The organism is Acinetobacter sp. CAU_H_S170_2, assembly GCF_058890445.1.
Genome location: NZ_JBZYAE010000001.1, coordinates 968,206 through 986,233, shown reverse-complemented (window position 1 = coordinate 986,233; position 18,028 = coordinate 968,206). Strand labels below are relative to the sequence as shown.

Below are 18,028 nucleotides of genomic sequence, written 5' to 3'. Positions count from 1 at the left end.
AACAATAAAAATGACAAGGATGTTCGTGATGAATCAATTACATAGCAAGATCAATATTCGAAGTGAAGACTTCAAAACTAACCAAACCGCGATGCAAAGCTTGGTCGATGACTTAAAGCAAAAAGCAGAACAAATTGCTTTAGGCGGTGGTGAAGCGGCGCGACAAAAACATTTGGCACGCGGAAAACTATTAGCACGTGATCGTATTGATCAGTTAATTGATGTAGGCACCGCATTCCTTGAAATTGGTCAGTTGGCAGCACAAAACGTCTATGCAGACGATGTGCCTGCGGCTGGTGTCGTTGCTGGTGTAGGTCAGGTCAATGGTGTGACCTGCATGATCGTCGCCAACGATGCGACAGTGAAAGGCGGCACGTACTACCCATTGACGGTGAAAAAACACTTACGTGCTCAAGAAATTGCGGAGCAAAACCATCTGCCCTGTATTTATTTGGTGGACTCAGGCGGTGCATATTTGCCGATGCAGGATGAAGTTTTCCCTGACCGTGATCACTTTGGCCGTATTTTCTATAACCAAGCACGCATGTCAAGCATGGGAATTGCCCAAATTGCGGTGGTCATGGGGAGCTGTACAGCTGGGGGTGCTTACGTACCTGCCATGTCTGATGAAACCATTATTGTGCGTAATCAAGGGACGATTTTCTTAGGTGGCCCACCATTGGTGAAAGCAGCAACGGGTGAAGTGGTTAGCAGTGAAGACTTAGGTGGTGGTGATGTGCATACTCGCCTGTCTGGTGTGGCGGATCATTTGGCTGAGAACGACGAACATGCCATTGCCATTGCTCGTAACATCGTAGCCAACCTGAATAAAGCACCACATACGCGTGCAACAGAGATTGAAGAACCGTTATTTGATGCAACAGAACTATATGGTGTTGTGCCAAGTGATGCACGCAAGCCATTCGATATTCGTGAAGTGATTGCGCGCATTGTCGATGGTTCACGTTTTGATGAATTCAAAGCTCGCTTTGGCACCACCTTAGTCACAGGTTTTGCCAAAATATATGGCATGCCCGTTGGCATTATTGCCAACAACGGTATTTTATTTTCAGAGTCTGCACAAAAAGGGGCTCACTTTATTGAGCTCTGTACGCAGCGCAATATTCCCCTACTGTTCCTTCAAAACATTACTGGCTTTATGGTCGGTCGCCAATACGAAAATGAAGGCATTGCCAAAAATGGCGCCAAACTGGTCATGGCTGTTGCAACCGCAAATGTCCCGAAACTTACCCTTGTGATTGGTGGTTCATTTGGTGCAGGCAACTACGGTATGTGTGGTCGTGCCTATTCTCCACGCTTCATGTGGACATGGCCGAACTCGCGTATTTCGGTTATGGGTGGTGAACAAGCGGCAAGTGTATTGTCGACCTTAAAGCGTGATCAAATCGAAAAACGTGGCGAGTCTTGGTCTGCGGCAGAAGAAGATGATTTTAAACAGCCCTTCCGTGACCAATTTGAACGCCAAGGCCATCCATATTATGCATCGGCGCGTTTGTGGGATGACGGTGTGATTGATCCTGCACAAAGCCGTCAGGTGCTCGGTTTAAGTTTAGCCGCAGCCTTAAATGCACCCATCCAACCGACCAAATTCGGCGTGTTCCGCATGTAGGAGATGAGTGATGAGCTTTCAATATTTACAACTCGAACAACGCGACCAAGTGGCAACGGTATGGATTAATCGTGCAGAAATGCATAATGCCTTCAATACTCAAGTGATTGAAGAACTGCACCGCTGCTTTAGCGAACTCAACACACGTGATGATGTACGTGTGGTGATTTTAGCTGGACGTGGCAAAAGCTTCTCAGCGGGTGCTGACCTGAACTGGATGAAAGAAGCAGGACAAGCCTCACAGGCTGAAAATGAAGCCGATGCATTAAAACTGGCGAAAATGCTACAAAGTTTAGCAACATTAAAACAACCAACCATTGCCCGTGTGCAAGGCATTGCTTTTGGTGGTGGGATGGGCCTGGCTTCTGCCTGTGATATTTGTGTCGCAAGCAGTGATGCTAAGTTTGCAACCTCTGAAGTGCGCTTAGGTTTAGCCCCTTCAACCATTAGCCCTTATGTGATTCGTGCGATTGGTGCACGTCAGGCTTCACGCTACTTTTTAACCGCAGAGCGTATTTCTGCGGAGCAAGCCCTACACATTGGTCTGGCGCATGTAGTGGCCGATGCTGAACAGTTAGATGAAAAAGTCGCAGAAATGGTCGATGCCTTACTTTTGGGTGGGCCAGAAGCACAAACGTCTTCAAAACAACTCATCCAAATGGTCGACCAGCAAGTGTTAACCGAAGCATTATTGTTGCAAACAGCACAACATATTGCCCATGTACGCCAAGGATCAGAGGCGAAAAGTGGCTTAAATGCTTTTTTAAATAAACACAGTCCAGTCTGGATCAAGACGACGGCATAACAACAAGAAAGGATATCGATATGTTTAATAAAATCTTAATTGCGAACCGTGGTGAAATTGCTTGTCGTGTGATCCGAACTGCAAAAAAAATGGGCATTGCCACCGTTGCAGTCTATTCAGATGCTGACGCTCAGGCGCAGCACGTGCAACAAGCCAACGAAGCCATTTATATCGGCGAATCCCCTGCTGCACAAAGCTACCTACAAATTGAACGTATTATTCAAGCTGCCTTAGACACAGGTGCTGAAGCAATTCATCCAGGTTATGGCTTTTTATCTGAAAATGACCAATTTGCCAATGCCTGCCAAAAAAACAACATTGTCTTTATTGGTCCACCTGTAGATGCCATTTTAGCTATGGGCCTCAAAGCCACTTCTAAATCCTTAATGGAGAAAGCAGGTGTACCGCTGACACCGGGCTACCATGGCACCAACCAAGATCCTGATTTTTTAAAACAACAAGCCGATACCATTGGCTACCCTGTGCTGATTAAAGCCAGTGCTGGCGGTGGTGGTAAAGGCATGCGCTTAGTTGATCGCGGCGAAGACTTTTTAAGCCATCTAGCTTCATGTAAAAGTGAGGCGCGTTCAAGCTTTGGCAATGACGATGTTTTGGTTGAACGCTATGTGGTACAACCGCGCCATATTGAAGTACAAGTTTTTGGTGATACACATGGTAACTATGTGCACCTCTTTGAACGCGATTGTTCGGTACAACGTCGCCATCAAAAAGTACTAGAAGAAGCACCTGCACCCCAAATGGCAGAACCAAAACTCGAAGCCATGCGCCAAGCCGCTATTGATGCAGCACGTGCAGTGGATTATGTCGGTGCAGGGACAGTTGAGTTTATTGTGGAACAAGACGGCACGGCGTATTTCATGGAAATGAATACTCGCCTGCAAGTTGAGCATCCTGTAACAGAGATGATTACAGGGCAGGATTTGGTGGAATGGCAACTACGTGTAGCTTTTGGTGAACCGCTGCCTAAACAACAACATGAGCTCAGTATTCATGGTCATGCATTAGAAGCGCGTGTCTATGCTGAAGAGCCTGAAAAAGGTTTCTTACCTGCAATTGGTAAAATCCACTACCTGCACTACCCTCAGCAAAATGAGCATGTCCGCGTAGACAGTGGCATTGTTGAAGGGGATGAAATCACGACCTTTTACGACCCAATGATTGCCAAATTAATTGTTTGGGCAAAGAATCGTGAAGCCTCACTCACCCAAATGCACCACGCACTGAGTCAATTTCATGTCGATGGCTTGGGCAATAACATAGCATTCTTAGACCGTTTGGTCCGTTCAGAATCGTTCAAAACCGCCAACCTCGACACCAACTTAATTCAACGTGAAGAAGCATTTTTACTGCAACACAATGAAACAGCCTCTTCAGAACTCATCATCACGGCGGCATTGATTGAACTCTTGTCTCGCTTTGCCAGCAATAAAGCCGCTGTAAATCCTGTATGGCAAGCCAAGTCTCTATGGCGTTTAAATCTTAATGCCAGCTATGCCATTAAACTTGCACTAAACGATAAAGAACATAAAGTCTATTTCAGTCCAGCGGCAAAAGGCTTTACAGCAAAGTACAATGAACATAGCGTTTTCATTCAGGGTGAATTGTTAGAAGCACATTTAGCTAAAATTGAATGTGCAACAAACAAAAAGACCTATGCTTATAGTTCAAATGCGCAGGGCCTAACCCTGTATGCAGATGGTCAAAGCTATAAATTTTCACATATTCAGCCTAACTTTAATACTGAAGATGATGCTTCTGATGCCAACAACTTAAAAGCACCAATGCCAGGTGTGATCACACAAGTCTTGGTACAAAACAACAGCGCAGTGAAAAAAGATGATGTCCTCCTCACGCTTGAAGCGATGAAAATTGAATATTCAATTCGTGCTCCACATGATGGCATTGTCTCTGCGGCTTACTTCCAAGTCGGTGATCAGGTCAAAGCGGGTGATGAATTGGTTGAGTTTTCAAGCTTGGAAGGTGCCGCATGAATGAATTTGTCAAAATTGTCGAAGTCGGGCCGCGAGATGGTTTGCAAAATGAAAAGACACCGCTCACTTTGGATGACCGTCGCAAACTGATTTTAGATTTAATGCAAACAGGACTCAGTGCCATTGAAGTGGGTTCTTGCGTCTCTGCAAAGTGGGTTCCACAAATGGCACAGAGTGATGAACTCTTTGCCAGCTTACCCAAAGATCCGAATATCAGTTTTAGTTTACTGACTCCGAACTTGAAAGGGTTTGAGTCTGCTTTGGCAGTTGGCTGTCAGGAGGTTGCCGTTTTTACCGCAGCTTCCGAAAGCTTTACCCAAAAGAACATCAATTGCTCCATTGACGAAAGCTTTGAAAAATTTGCAGACATCATGGCTGCGGCGAAAGCCCATAACATCAAAGTGCGTGGTTATGTGTCTTGTATTGTCGACTGCCCCTATGAAGGTGCAATTGCACCGAGCAAAGTTGCACACGTCAGTCAACGTTTGCTGGACATGGGCTGTTATGAAGTGTCCTTAGGTGAAACGATTGGCACGGCGACACCAGACCGTGTGAAAAAAGTCTGGCAGGCGTGTTTAGCGGAAATGGATGCTGCGAGTCTAGCAGGACATTTTCATAATACCTATGGCATGGCGATTGCCAATATTTATCAGTCTTTAGAACAAGGCATTCGTGTATTTGATTCGTCCATTGCAGGTTTAGGCGGCTGCCCTTATGCCAAAGGCGCATCGGGCAATGTCTCCACAGAAGACCTTTACTACCTACTCTCCAACATGGGTTATATCACAGGGATTGATCTTGATGCACTGATGATTGCCAGCCAAAACATCAGCCAGATACTACAACGCACCAATCCATCTAATTATGCCAATGCCTACTGGCAAAAGCGCTGTGCCTAAGCCATTCAATTGATAACGAGAACACTATGGTCAATAAAGTTTATTCAAGTGCAAAGGATGCACTGCAAGATGTGGTTCAAGATGGTCAAACCCTAGCGGTTGGTGGCTTTGGTTTATGCGGTATTCCAGAAAGTCTGATTGCGGCCTTAAAACAAACGGGCGTGAAAAACCTCACCTGTATTTCAAATAATGCAGGCGTCGATGGTTTCGGCTTAGGGCTCTTATTAGAAAGTAAACAAATCAAAAAAATGATTGCTTCCTATGTAGGTGAAAACAAAGAATTTGAACGTCAGTTTTTAAGTGGTGAGCTTGAAGTGGAGCTCACCCCTCAAGGTACACTGGCAGAAAAACTCCGTGCTGGAGGTGCGGGTATCCCTGCCTTCTTTACCGCAACAGGTGTCGGCACACTCATTGCCGAAGGCAAAGAAGAGCGTGAGTTTAATGGCAAACCTTATATTCTAGAAAACTCGCTCACCGCTGACATTGCACTCGTGAAGGCTTACAAGGCCGATACTGCAGGTAACTTAATTTTCCGTAAAACCGCACAAAACTTTAACCCTGTATGTGCGATGGCTGGAAAAGTCTGCATTGTCGAAGTTGAGGAAATTGTTGAAATTGGCGCTTTAGATCCAGACCAGATTCACCTGCCAGGTATTTATGTCAATCGCATTGTGCTGAATGCAAACCCTGAAAAACGTATCGAACAACTCACATTAAAAGAGGAGGCTTAACCCATGGCTTGGTCTCGTAATGAAATGGCACAACGTGCAGCGCTTGAGCTGGAAGATGGTTTTTATGTCAATTTAGGCATTGGCTTACCCACACTGGTGGCCAACTATATTCCTGAAAACGTCAACGTCTGGTTGCAGTCTGAAAATGGATTGTTAGGTATTGGCGAGTTTCCAACAGCCGAAACAGTCGATGCCGATTTAATCAATGCTGGGAAACAAACTGTTACTGCACGTCAGGGCGCCGCATTTTTCTCTAGTGCAGATTCTTTTGCCATGATCCGTGGAGGTCATGTCAATATCGCCATTTTAGGGGCAATGGAAGTCTCACAAAATGGCGATTTGGCCAACTGGATGATTCCGGGTAAAAAAGTCAAAGGTATGGGAGGTGCAATGGATTTGGTTGCTGGAGTACAAAAAGTGGTGGTGCTCATGGAACACTCTGCAAAAGATGGTACACCGAAAATTGTCGAGCAGTGTAGCCTGCCTCTGACAGGTAAAAATGTCGTACATCGCGTGATTACTGACCTCGGTGTCATGGACATTACGCAGGAAGGTGTGAAATTAGTTGAACTGGCGAAAGATGTCAGTTTTGAAGATATTCAAAAAGTGACAGGTGTTCCCCTCATCCGCTAATTCGACATCATTTATACAATAGAAAAATAATCCAATGTCTTTAAAGCAGCGATCCTGTTTTAAAGGCATTTCTATCAGCACGGATAGGCTGAATCAAAAATTCATACCTTATAGATAAAAATGGAATCAATGCATGGAAAACTCTCAAAATATTTTGCAACGTTTTGCACTAAGTGTCAGTGATTGGTCGGAGAAATGGTTTCCAGACTCTTATATTTTTGCCCTATTGGGTGTCGTGATCGTCGCAATTGCTTCCATCAGCATTGGCGCACCTGCCAAAGATGTCGCAGTGTCCTTTGGTGATGGTTTTTGGAGTCTGATTCCTTTTACCTTACAAATGTGTATGCTGATTGTGGTTGGTTATGTGGTTTCTGTTTCAAAGCCTGTAGAGCTGCTGATTCAAAAAATGGCTCGAATTCCCCATAGTGGACGTGGTGCGATTGTACTTGTTGCGACGGTCAGTTTATTAATTTCGCTGATTAACTGGGCCATGAGTACAGTACTGACTGCCCTGCTGGTGATTGCTTTAGCTAAACGCAAAGAACTCAATATGGACTATCGTGCTGCCGCTGCCGCCGCGATTATTGGTATGGGAGCGACGTGGGCCTTAGGTATTAGTTCTTCTGCGGCACAACTGCAAGCCAACAAAGCCAGCCTGCCCGAATCAATTTACAATCTAACCGGCGTGATTCCCTTCACCGAAACCATTTTCTTACCTCAGTCGATGATCATGACGGCTGTGTTGATTATTGCATCGATTGCTATTGCATTTTGGTCTGCACCCAAAGGGCAAGACATTAAAACCATTGATCAATTCTCCATCCAGTTTGAGGAAGAAGCTAAACCAACACCAACCACAAAACGCCCAGGAGACTGGTTAGAGAACTCACCTTTATTGAGTATATTGATTGTGCTCTTGGGTCTAGTTTGGATGTTCAATGAGTTCAGCAAAAGTAATCCGATCTTGGCCATTTCAAGCCTAAATACCTACAACTTTATTTTCCTGATGCTGGGTATTGCACTGCATGGTACGCCACGAAATTTCCTCAATGCTGTCACTAAAGCCGTGCCAGCGGTCTCAGGTGTTCTTATTCAGTTTCCTCTGTATGGCAGTATCGCCTTTATGATGACGCAAGCCTTGAACAGTCATGATTTATCACTATCACATTATATTGCTGAGTTTTTTGTTTCGATTGCCTCCAAAGAAACCTTTGCCATTGTGATGGGCCTATATTCTGCCATTTTAGGCTTTTTCATTCCTTCTGGCGGCGGTAAATGGATTATTGAAGCACCCTATGTCATGCAAGCTGCACATGATTTGAAAGTGCATTTAGGCTGGTCGGTGCAAATCTATAATGCTGCTGAAGCCTTGCCGAATTTAATCAACCCATTTTTTATGCTGCCCATGCTCGGCATTCTCAAATTAAAAGCCAAAGATGTAATCGGCTTTACCGTCACTCAATTGGTTTTCCATCTGCCTTTGGTGCTGTTCCTGCTTTGGATTTTAGGCCGCAGCCTGACCTATATGCCACCTACCTTCTAAACAAGGACAAAAAACACAATCTAAATAAAAAAGGACGAATCATATTCGTCCTTTTCTCATTCTATAAAGCATATTTTCAATGTAGCCCAACTAATTAAACACATTATTTAAATACACAATGCGCTCATTAGTTTTTTGATTAAAGCACTTGGTATATTGCAATTGTTGATCTTGGGCACGTAAAGCATCATCCCAATATTGCGACTGCTTTTGATAGGTTTCTTTTTCACTATCCGTCATTTGGTAGACACTTTTTTGGGAAATCACTTTACAGTCCACATCACGCTTTTCAAACCACTCCGTTTGGTCTTGTTGTAGCTGCTGTTTTTGTTCCTCAGTGAAATTGTCCCAAGTTTGGTTCAGACGTTCCACCACTTTGACTTGGTCAGCGTCCAATTCCTTCTTACGAATATTCATGGCTTTCTGTGCCAGTTCCATCTGCGCAACTTCTTGCTCATTATATTGTTTTATATTTTTCTGTATTTCGGCATTTTCTTTTTCATACGCCGCAAACTGAACCGCATGCTGAGTCACCAACACTACACCATCAATCACACCATTTTGATTCGGTACATTGAGGCTAATGCCTTCTTTATCCGTTTTAATGATGTTATAGCTAAATGCACCTTGTAGCTGATCGTTGTCTAAGTTGAGTGAATATTCCCCCTCTTCTAAGACATCACGCAAAGTACTTTGATAACCGTCCTCACACTCTTCGCATGGACGCGCTAAAAACGCATTTTCAGCACGTTTCTGTAAACCTTTCGGGAAAATCACCACCAACTGACTTTCGCAGTCCAATTGCTTCGCAGTTTCAGGCTTTTCTGTAGTCGTTGAAATCCCTTTAATTTCAAAGCGAATACCGTTATTAATCTGTGTTAATAATTTTTCATCGGCCTCATATTCACGGCTATCACGCAGACGGCGGTCTAGGGCTTTTAAGTATTCAGCTTTTAAATGCGCTTGAATTTGTTCAACGTTGGCAGGAGCCGTACAACTCCAATCTGACATTTCTTGCGGTTCAGCAACCGTTTCTGTTTTATTCTCGGTTCGGTTACAAGCACTTAAAATAAACTGCTCAAGATTAGACTGGCAAAAATTGTTTTCTTCATCATTGTTATAAAACCATAAGGCTGTTGTTTTTCGCAGCGTATTTAACCAAAAAATAAGCTTTTATGCGAGTAGCTATATAAAAGAACCCTGCCGTAGCAGGGTTAAAATATCGTTTAGTTGGCCTTTTCAACACCACGATCATCCACTTCACGCACCACACCCGAGTCTGTATTTAAAACCTCAAACTCAATACGACGGTTTTTAAATTTGCCTTCATCGGTTTGATTATCTGCTATTGGCTTTTCTTGCCCATAACCAATCGCTCTCAACTGCGCAGGATCGACGCCTTTAAAAATTAAATAATCCACCACCGCTTGTGCTCGATTTTGCGATAAAGTTTTATTGACTGCCGCATCTCCCGTTGCATCTGTATGCCCCATCACGGTCAGTTTGACTTGCGGTGCTTTTTGCATCAGCGCTGCGGCCTGATCCAAGATCGACTTATTGACATCAGGTATCGTCGATGAAGCTGTATCAAAGTTAATAATTTGCAAATTCAATGCCGTGGCAACATCTAATGCTCGAACTTGCTCAGGATTAATTTCTGCCAGCGCACGCTCAGCATCACTAATACTGGTATCCACGGCACGATTGACATCCAGTGGTTGCTGCGTCACAACTGTCATATTACGCAGTAAAGGTTTAATTTGATCTGCCACTTTAAGTGCATTGGTTGGATCTTGTGATTGAATCGATAACTGATTGCCAAACCAGGTTAAATTTACATTCGGCACACCTTTCAATGCACTGATTACACTGGGTATCGCATCTTGGTCGATAAATTCAGTGTGATACATACTCTGCATATCGGCACCACAGCCGATGCTGTTATTAAAAATTTGCTTTACTTCTTTTTGCAAAATTTCAACATAAGCCGCATTGGCTGAGAAAATTTGGCAAGTGACCAAATCTCCTGTTGCCCCTGTGATGATTTGAAATTTAGCAGGTTGGCTGGAATTCACATTTGCAGCAGGTGCTGTTTCAGTTGTGGCTTTTTCGGTACAGGCTCTAAAAATAAAAGCAAACAATGCCGCAAAAATAATTAAAGCCAAAACTGGCAGTAAAAATGACCGTTTCTCATCTACTTTTGTAGCATGTACGCTTGCAGGTGCAACATGTGTAGCTTGTCCTTGTAAGATATTTACCCCCAATCCGGCCAGTAATGCAGTTGCCCACTCAGGTAACGCACGACTAATGGAATCTGTGTTGACTTGTAGTAAATGGGAAATCGCTTCAGGTTCTGAAGAGCCTGCCTCTGTGGCTAAAAATGCTAATGCAGGTGTAATCGAACGGCTCAAGGTACTTTCAATTTCATCTGCGGGTGCTGCCCCGCGGACATGCTCCAAAAACTGTTGCTTGAGACTGACATTCGAGGCAAAAGCATCATTGAGACGTGGATTCAACTGCTGCTGAAATGCAGGAATCAGTTCAGATTTTGACTTTAATATAGACAGTAAAATTGGTAAAAAGGATTGAATTGCTTGATTTTTTTCAAGTAAATGTTGTGTATCACCCTCTAAAACAATTGCAGAGACATTTTGTTTTAGTAAATCCATAAAATCGACATTCATGAAGTCTTACCCCACTTTTTCTCATTGTTTTCATCGTCATTTTCCAGTTTATCTGTTCATTTTTTATACTTTGTAAAATATTGTATTTGCATCAGTTTTATCTAGGCCCAATAAAAAAGCCAGCCGAAGCTGACTTTTTAATCCACATTTAATGCAATATTTAAGCTGCAAAAGTTTTTAGAACTTTTCCTTTCACCACTTGATTGATCAAAGGTGTATTTTTACCTTGCGACAAAATATTGTCTTTATTCACAATCCAGTCTAACTCAGGATCAACCAATACCCAGCCTGCTTCAGCAGTCCAACGTTCAAGCATATTGGCTACCGTGGCAGGTGCAATCGTGACTTTTTCGACCCATTCCAAAGGACTAAATAAACCTTCACGTACCAATTGCACACCAAAAGCTACATAGGTATCAAAAGCGGTGATGCCCGGTTGTGTTTCAGCAAATGGTGCCAGCTTTGCCGAACTGCTCAGCGGTTCATGATGCGTACAAATCGCATCGATCACGCCACTTTTCACGCCTTGGCGAAGAAGCTCTTTATCCGACTCTGCACGTAGTGGCGGACGGACGTGTGCAAGTGAGTTGAAGCCATCAATCAGCTGATCTGTTAAATGCAGCTGATGCATCGCCACATCGCATGTGACTGGTAGACCTTTATCTTTAGCGATTTTAATCAAATCAACAGAAGCACCTGTAGACAATAAACCAAAGTGGGCACGAACACCTGTCGCTTCAATCATTAACAAATACTTGGCAATGGCAATGGTTTCGGCAATCGCAGGGATGGTTGGTAAGCCCTGACGCGATGCCACAAAGCCCTCATGGACACAGCCATCTTTGGCAATTTGCGGTTCTTCGGCATAAAACACCACCGTCATACCAAGGCCTGCTGCGTATTCTAAAGTGCGCAGCACCACATCGTCATCTGCAAAAGGCGCACTGGCATTTGAAACGGCTGTACAACCACCCTTTTTGAGACCCGCCATATTTGCAGGTTGCTTACCTTGTAAGCCTTGGGTTTGAGCACCAATCACTTCAAGATAAATGCCGCCATCCAGCATCGCTTTTTCCATCAGACCATGAATCAAAGCACCATTGTCTTGTACAATCGGTTTTGAGTCTGGCGGTGTAAACACATGCAAAATACCATTTTCACGCGCAGCACGACCTTCTGATTTTAATGTCCCGTGCTGTTGCTGACCCGGCTCACGTAGGCGTGCACATAAGTCTACCATGGTCGGCATCAACCACTTGCCTTGACCATCAATTGTTTCAGTGACATTGGCTGTTTCAGCAACCAACTTGCCATTTTCGATATACACCGTTTGAACCGCATCTGTTTGATGAATTGGGTCAAGAACACGTACATTTTCAATTTTTACAACAGTCATGACTTATTCCTTATCCCGCAATCGCGTCTAACAAACCTTGCTCTTGCAGTTGACCTTGCATTGCAAGCGCCAAAACTGCCATACGTACAGCAATCCCATTGGTCACCTGATTTAAAATCACAGACTGTGGACCATCAGCAATACTGGAATCAATCTCTACACCACGGTTCATAGGCCCCGGATGCATCACGATACAATCAGGTTTTGCCATCGCAAGACGTTCTTTGTTTAAACCGTACATTTTGTAGAATTCGGCTTGAGATGACAGCGCAGGCGAATCAATGCGTTCATTTTGAATACGTAAGGTAATAATCACGTCGCAGTCTTGAATCCCAGCTTCCATGTTATTAAATAAACGTACACCTTCACCATATTCATCAAAGCCGTATGGCAGTAGCGTGTTCGGTGCAATTACGCGAATGTCTTTACACCCCAGAGTTTGTAATGCAGCAACATCTGAACGCGCCACGCGTGAGTGTTTAATATCACCAATGATGGCAATTGAAATATCTTCAAATTTCTTTTTGGTTTCACGGCGAATGGTCAGCATGTCCAACATAGCTTGTGTTGGATGCGCATGACGGCCATCACCTGCATTGATAATTGCGACATGCGGACAAACGGTTTGGGCAATAAAATGTGCCGCACCCGACGAAGAATGACGTACTACAAAAATATCCGCAGCCATCGCTTCTAAGTTCCATAAAGTGTCTCTGAGCGTCTCCCCTTTGGAAGTACTTGAACGTGCGATATCGATATTTAATACATTTGCAGAAAGACGCTTTGCCGCTGCTTCAAAAGTGGTACGAGTACGGGTTGAGTTTTCAAAGAAAAGGTTCATTACCGTTCGACCTTCTAAGAGGTTGTTGGTAATCAGCTGATTTTGGTCATTAAAAAAGGACTGCGCGGTGTCCAATATTTTTGTAAGAGTTTCTTTAGAAAGGCCTTCGATGGTGAGGAAGTGTTTGAGATGACCATCTTGGTTGAGTTGAATCTGACTCGGAGTATGCAATGCTGCCAAGTGCATGAGAGATTCCTTGTACGTTAAGTTAACGCATTATACAGATTTTCTTTTTGATTTGGACCTCAGTTTAAAACAATTGCCTTAATTATCATCGGCTTCAAAACTAAGATTATGAAATTCTTATCTATTATTTCAACCAGTTAAATTAAACCATCAAAGGCTAAATTAGCCAAATTCAGAGTTCATCAAATTGCTATAAATATCAATTCCATAGAGTTTCTTATCTCATTTATCCCAAGCGGACATTTAAAAAAGCTCTCTTGCGAGAGCGATCCAACTTTAGCGATTCTTATCGTAAAGCGCCAATATAGTGATGTGACACTTGGGCACGGTAGATTTCTTCTTCAGTGGCATCTAACTCATGTCGTGTCGTGTCGACCTGTTTAGGTTTTTCGATCACGGCTGTTTCTTCATAGTTAAAAACATCCATGACACTGTCTAAACGACTCACCAATCGAATCAGTTCAGCATCTTCTGTACTTAAAGCAAGCTCTGCCATCTGACGTGCGTAACTTGGATTTTCCACCAAATACATCACATCAATTACACGCCCCGATACACGGCGCAGACGTGCATAAAGTAAAGTTGCAATTGAAAAAGCATCAGCATGACTTACAACACCGCGATCTAACTTGGTCGACATATTCATCCCCTTTCAAGTGAAAAATATTTACTAACGATCTATCAGAAATCAGTCAGCAAATTAAACTTGCAAGGATTTAGCAAAATACGTACCAAAAACGTTATTGTTCACATGGTGATTCATTTATTTTGATATTTCCGCTGAGTAGAGGCATATTTAAAAAACCATTCAGAGGCAAAATACGTTAAACTTTAGCAAGTTTATTTTGTTTTATTTTGGTCTCTCAAATTTATGAAAACCGCTTCGCGTTTAAGCAGCTATTGGGTTACGTGTGCCGATGGCTTAGAAACCTTACTCCAAGAAGAATTAGAAGGTTTAGGTGTTCAAAACATTGAACGTTTTCCTGGGCGTTTAGTTTTCAAAGGTACACTGGAACATGCCTATCGCATTTGTATGTGGTCGCGTCTTGCTTCGCGTGTACTCACACCAATTCATGTCCATGAACTGGAATTTAGCCATGACGCACGTGATGTTGCTGAAGAGCTCTATGAAGGTGCAATGAACTTTGATTGGTCGCTAATTTTTGCACCACAAAGCACCTTCGCCGTTCGTTTACATATTGAACGTGAAATTAAGGTGAACAGCCAGTTTGCAACTCTACGTGTAAAAGACGGTATCGTCGATTCATTCATGGAAGCTGTCGGTAAGCGTCCAAGTATTGATATTAAGCATCCTGAAATTACCATTTATGCACTCGCAGGAAAAACTGAACACACCTACTGTTTAGACTTATCTGGTGATTCATTGCATAAACGTGGCTACCGTCGTTATATGACCGATGCCCCAATTAAAGAAAACTTAGCTGCTGCGATTTTACAAAAAGCTAAGCTCCTTGCAAAAAGACCCGATATTTTCCTTGACCCCATGTGTGGTTCTGGGACGTTCATTATTGAAGCATTGATGATGCTGACTGACCGCGCACCTGGTTTAGTTCGTCGTTTCGGTTTCAATGGCTGGAATGGCCATGATCATGATCTGTGGATGAGCATTAAAGCAGAAGCAGCTGAACGCCATCAAACAGCCTTGGAACAACCTCTTCCTAAGTTCTACGCATTTGATGCAGACTGGGAAGCAGTAAAAGCCACCAAGCAAAATATTATTGCTGCTGGTTTTGAACGTGTACTTGACCAGATCCAAATCGAAGAACGGACTTTAGCCGACTGGCCGAACTTTGAAGCCGAAGGAAAAACAGCCTTTATTGTGACCAACCCACCTTATGGTGAGCGTTTAGGTGATAAAGCTTCAAACCGTGCTTTATATTTAGGCTTATCTGCTTTACTGCAAAAGAACTTCCCAAATCAAACCGCAGCAGTTATCGCAGCAGCCGTTGAGCAAGCCGATGTATTGGCGCTGAATGACCCGCAAACCATGCGTTTAATGAATGGTAAACTGCCAATTTACGTGCGTTCAGGTTCAGTTAAACCTGTTGCAGTGATCAAGCCGTTCTTGGAAACATGGCAACCGCAACAGTTTGAAGCAATTGAAGGCGCTGAAGACTTTGCTAACCGTTTACAAAAGAACATGCAGACCTTAAAGAAATGGGCAGTGAAAGAAAACATTCACTGTTTACGTTTATATGATGCCGATCTTCCAGACTTTAACGTTGCAGTCGATTTGTATGGCGAACGCTTACATGTCCAAGAATATGCGCCACCGAAAAAAATCGATCCTGAAAAAGCCAAAAAGCGTTTCAATCTTGCTTTACAGGCAATTCGTGCGGTGACAGGTTTAGGCCGTGATGCGATTTTTATCAAAACACGTGCTCGCCAAGAAGGTAAAACTCAATATACCAAGCAAAGTACTGCTTCTAAGCGTTTTATCGTGCAGGAAGGCAAAGCAAAAATCTTAGTTAACCTAACCGATTACTTAGATACTGGCTTGTTCTTAGACCACCGTCAAATCCGCCTACGCATTGCACAAGAAGCACGTGGTAAGCACTTCTTGAACTTGTATAGCTATACCTCTACAGCCAGCTTACATGCAGCTTTAGGCGGTGCAGTAAGTACCACCAGCGTCGATCTTTCAAATACTTATTTGAACTGGTCTAAAGAGAACTTCGTCTTGAACGGCTTAACGGTCGATCATGCCGATGAACAACATCAGTTCTTTGCCAGCGACTGTTTTGAGTGGTTAAAAGAAGGTCATGAGCAATATGAGCTGATCTTTATTGACCCACCAACCTTCTCAAACTCGAAGAAGTTCTACGGTACCTTTGATGTACAACGCGACCATTTATCCTTGCTCAAACGCGCGATGAACCGTTTAACCACGGACGGTACTTTGTACTTCTCAAACAACTACCGTGGTTTTGAAATGGACGAAGAAATTTTGGCGTTCTTTGATGTCGAAGAAATCACCCAAGAGACGATTGGGCCAGATTTCAAGCGCAATCAGAAAATTCACCGTGCTTGGAAAATTACCCACCCAAAAAACTAATGCACTGAAGATGAAATACCAGCAGCTCTTTCATCTTCGCTAAATTTTGCATTAGACAATTTTCAGATATAAAAAAGGGACGAAATACGTCCCTTTTATTATGTTAGATCATCATATTTTGCATTATTCAGTCAGGAAATTGGTTTGCCCATATTTGTAATCAACTGACATTTTCATGACATTCCCTTCACGTTTCACCTGCCCTGAACTCTGCATCGTCGAAAGCATGCTTTCGATCTCTTGATCAGACATGCTGATGCCTCCTTTTTGCAGATAATTATTCATGATGCGCGAGATCATATTTTTATCAAACTGAATATCTGCTTTGTATTCCATTAAACTCGGCATCATTTTCACCATACCCATCACCGTCGATTGATGACTCGGCATAATACGCCCCGTCACACTCGCTTGTGCAACCCCTTCCCCGATAGCAAATTGGTTCTCTTTGGATTCAAAACGGAAACCTTCATTGATCACTGCCAATAAAGCAGGCTCCATATCTTTTTCCACGGCCTCTTTTGCCAAACAACTGTTTTCACTTTTCGCCAAAATATCAAACAGCGTCTGTAATTTCTGTCGGTTTATATCGAGTACATTAAAATTAAACTGTACGTTTTGGACAGCGGGCGCTGAAGGCATTTTCATTTCATCTAGACGCAATAACATTTCAGTGTTTACAACTCGGTCTGTCAGTTCACTTTGTGTTTCTATACTAAAATTCTTTAGTTCGGCATTGATCGGTTTATTGATATCTCGATCTGACATTTTCAGTAGATCCATCTTAATTTTGGTTTCACCCGCCTCAAGATACTCACCATTCAGCCCTTGGTTACTTTCTAGCTTTAGCCCCACCATTTGCAAATGTATATTTGGATCGGTGACTGTGAGATTCGGAATTTCAAGCTGTAAATCCAGTATCTTTAACTGTTGTTCGATCGGTTTTGCCCGAAACTTTAATGTCATCGGATCTAATCTAGACTGGAGTTGAGCCTCATTGCGGGTAATCACTGGCGTAGTCAAGGTACTATTCAAAGTACCCAACCAATTCACTTTGCTTTGTACTTTAAGTGGTTCCTTCAACAAAGACTGAAGTGCGCCAGGTGCTTGCATAATATTAATATCTGAACGAATCGCATATCCATTCCAACTCCGTTGAATATGATCCTGCCCCTTCAATTGGATCACTTCTTTCGGTTTACATGGGTCTAGTACTAATTCAGCGGTCCAGTTCGCACTGCCATTTAAAGCACCCATTTGAAATTGTTGATATTGCAACTTTAAATCATTCGACTGTTTGGTGCTGTGTTGATAATAAGCCTTCAAACTTTTATCCGCATAAAGATTACCCCCTACTGCGACCACAGCAAGCGTAAGTACGCCTCCAATACCCCACTTCAATTGAGTCATTTCTTCTATCTCAAGTTGTTTGTTTTTTATTAAAATAAATTATAAAGAGAATCTTCAAATAAAGATAATTGTTTTGCAAATAAATCACTTAGATGCCACACCCATCACATAAATGTGAAAACTTAGGTCACATTTTGGCTTAAAAATGTCATCTTTTAACATTTCTATCCCGCAATAAAAAA

The 18,028-nt window shown here is 43.0% G+C and carries 14 protein-coding genes; 8 read left to right on the top strand and 6 right to left on the bottom strand.

Annotation, left to right across the window (positions count from 1 at the left end; genetic code table 11):
- The first annotated feature begins 28 nt into the window (after window positions 1–28).
- The 7 genes from AC5EUN_RS04815 to AC5EUN_RS04785 all read left to right on the top strand — a co-directional run bounded on the left by AC5EUN_RS04815 (window position 29) and on the right by AC5EUN_RS04785 (window position 8,253).
- Window positions 29–1,630 (top strand): carboxyl transferase domain-containing protein, encoded by a 1,602-nt coding sequence (locus tag AC5EUN_RS04815; protein ID WP_010327112.1) that lies wholly within the window; start codon window positions 29–31, stop codon window positions 1,628–1,630.
- 10 nt (window positions 1,631–1,640) lie between these two features.
- Window positions 1,641–2,435, top strand: a complete 795-nt coding sequence (locus AC5EUN_RS04810) for an enoyl-CoA hydratase/isomerase family protein (RefSeq protein ID WP_010327113.1) — start codon at window positions 1,641–1,643, stop codon at window positions 2,433–2,435.
- Window positions 2,436–2,455: 20 nt separating this feature from the next.
- Complete coding sequence (locus tag AC5EUN_RS04805) at window positions 2,456–4,447, top strand: acetyl/propionyl/methylcrotonyl-CoA carboxylase subunit alpha (protein WP_493352181.1); 1,992 nt, start codon at window positions 2,456–2,458, stop codon at window positions 4,445–4,447.
- Window positions 4,444–5,346, top strand: coding sequence for a hydroxymethylglutaryl-CoA lyase (locus AC5EUN_RS04800; protein WP_010327115.1), 903 nt, complete (start codon window positions 4,444–4,446; stop codon window positions 5,344–5,346). The genes AC5EUN_RS04805 and AC5EUN_RS04800 overlap by 4 nt, the downstream gene beginning before the upstream one ends.
- 26 nt (window positions 5,347–5,372) lie before the next feature.
- Window positions 5,373–6,077, top strand: coding sequence for a CoA transferase subunit A (locus AC5EUN_RS04795; protein ID WP_004982282.1), 705 nt, complete (start codon window positions 5,373–5,375; stop codon window positions 6,075–6,077).
- Between the two features lie 3 nt (window positions 6,078–6,080).
- Window positions 6,081–6,710 (top strand): CoA transferase subunit B, encoded by a 630-nt coding sequence (locus AC5EUN_RS04790; RefSeq protein ID WP_010327116.1) that lies wholly within the window; start codon window positions 6,081–6,083, stop codon window positions 6,708–6,710.
- A gap of 133 nt (window positions 6,711–6,843) precedes the next feature.
- Window positions 6,844–8,253 carry a short-chain fatty acid transporter gene (locus tag AC5EUN_RS04785; RefSeq protein ID WP_010327117.1) on the top strand — a complete coding sequence of 470 codons (1,410 nt, stop codon included), beginning with the start codon at window positions 6,844–6,846 and terminating at the stop codon, window positions 8,251–8,253.
- 90 nt (window positions 8,254–8,343) lie between these two features.
- On the opposite strand, the gene AC5EUN_RS04780 is transcribed toward AC5EUN_RS04785, so the two are convergent.
- The 5 genes from AC5EUN_RS04780 to AC5EUN_RS04760 form a co-directional block, all read right to left on the bottom strand.
- Entirely contained in the window at window positions 8,344–9,264 is a 921-nt protein-coding gene (locus tag AC5EUN_RS04780; RefSeq protein WP_010327118.1) for a hypothetical protein, read from the bottom strand.
- A gap of 215 nt (window positions 9,265–9,479) precedes the next feature.
- Window positions 9,480–10,937 carry an OmpA family protein gene (locus tag AC5EUN_RS04775; protein WP_010327119.1) on the bottom strand — a complete coding sequence of 486 codons (1,458 nt, stop codon included), beginning with the start codon at window positions 10,935–10,937 and terminating at the stop codon, window positions 9,480–9,482.
- Between the two features lie 160 nt (window positions 10,938–11,097).
- The gene (locus AC5EUN_RS04770) at window positions 11,098–12,333 is read right to left on the bottom strand and encodes a dihydroorotase (RefSeq protein ID WP_010327120.1); all 1,236 of its coding nucleotides are present in this window, start codon (window positions 12,331–12,333) and stop codon (window positions 11,098–11,100) included.
- Between the two features lie 10 nt (window positions 12,334–12,343).
- Window positions 12,344–13,360, bottom strand: coding sequence for an aspartate carbamoyltransferase catalytic subunit (locus AC5EUN_RS04765; protein ID WP_004696193.1), 1,017 nt, complete (start codon window positions 13,358–13,360; stop codon window positions 12,344–12,346).
- A 286-nt stretch (window positions 13,361–13,646) separates the two neighbouring features.
- Entirely contained in the window at window positions 13,647–14,000 is a 354-nt protein-coding gene (locus AC5EUN_RS04760) for a hypothetical protein (RefSeq protein ID WP_010327121.1), read from the bottom strand.
- 231 nt (window positions 14,001–14,231) lie between these two features.
- On the opposite strand from AC5EUN_RS04760, the gene rlmKL reads away from it, so the two are divergent.
- Window positions 14,232–16,436 carry a bifunctional 23S rRNA (guanine(2069)-N(7))-methyltransferase RlmK/23S rRNA (guanine(2445)-N(2))-methyltransferase RlmL gene (rlmKL, locus tag AC5EUN_RS04755; RefSeq protein ID WP_010327122.1) on the top strand — a complete coding sequence of 735 codons (2,205 nt, stop codon included), beginning with the start codon at window positions 14,232–14,234 and terminating at the stop codon, window positions 16,434–16,436.
- Window positions 16,437–16,559: 123 nt separating this feature from the next.
- Here rlmKL and AC5EUN_RS04750 read toward each other — a convergent pair whose 3' ends face one another.
- Window positions 16,560–17,846 carry a DUF945 family protein gene (locus AC5EUN_RS04750; protein ID WP_010327123.1) on the bottom strand — a complete coding sequence of 429 codons (1,287 nt, stop codon included), beginning with the start codon at window positions 17,844–17,846 and terminating at the stop codon, window positions 16,560–16,562.
- Between the last annotated feature and the right edge of the window lie 182 nt (window positions 17,847–18,028).

Coding starts and splice junctions, on each gene's coding strand:
- AC5EUN_RS04785 (WP_010327117.1), top strand. CDS start 6,844: ATGGAAAACTCTCAAAATATTTTGCAACGTTTTGCACTAAGTGTCAGT.
- AC5EUN_RS04805 (WP_493352181.1), top strand. CDS start 2,456: ATGTTTAATAAAATCTTAATTGCGAACCGTGGTGAAATTGCTTGTCGT.
- AC5EUN_RS04780 (WP_010327118.1), bottom strand. CDS start 9,264: ATGTCAGATTGGAGTTGTACGGCTCCTGCCAACGTTGAACAAATTCAA.
- AC5EUN_RS04760 (WP_010327121.1), bottom strand. CDS start 14,000: ATGTCGACCAAGTTAGATCGCGGTGTTGTAAGTCATGCTGATGCTTTT.
- AC5EUN_RS04795 (WP_004982282.1), top strand. CDS start 5,373: ATGGTCAATAAAGTTTATTCAAGTGCAAAGGATGCACTGCAAGATGTG.
- AC5EUN_RS04810 (WP_010327113.1), top strand. CDS start 1,641: ATGAGCTTTCAATATTTACAACTCGAACAACGCGACCAAGTGGCAACG.
- rlmKL (WP_010327122.1), top strand. CDS start 14,232: ATGAAAACCGCTTCGCGTTTAAGCAGCTATTGGGTTACGTGTGCCGAT.
- AC5EUN_RS04750 (WP_010327123.1), bottom strand. CDS start 17,846: ATGACTCAATTGAAGTGGGGTATTGGAGGCGTACTTACGCTTGCTGTG.
- AC5EUN_RS04770 (WP_010327120.1), bottom strand. CDS start 12,333: ATGACTGTTGTAAAAATTGAAAATGTACGTGTTCTTGACCCAATTCAT.
- AC5EUN_RS04790 (WP_010327116.1), top strand. CDS start 6,081: ATGGCTTGGTCTCGTAATGAAATGGCACAACGTGCAGCGCTTGAGCTG.
- AC5EUN_RS04800 (WP_010327115.1), top strand. CDS start 4,444: ATGAATGAATTTGTCAAAATTGTCGAAGTCGGGCCGCGAGATGGTTTG.
- AC5EUN_RS04765 (WP_004696193.1), bottom strand. CDS start 13,360: ATGCACTTGGCAGCATTGCATACTCCGAGTCAGATTCAACTCAACCAA.
- AC5EUN_RS04815 (WP_010327112.1), top strand. CDS start 29: ATGAATCAATTACATAGCAAGATCAATATTCGAAGTGAAGACTTCAAA.
- AC5EUN_RS04775 (WP_010327119.1), bottom strand. CDS start 10,937: ATGAATGTCGATTTTATGGATTTACTAAAACAAAATGTCTCTGCAATT.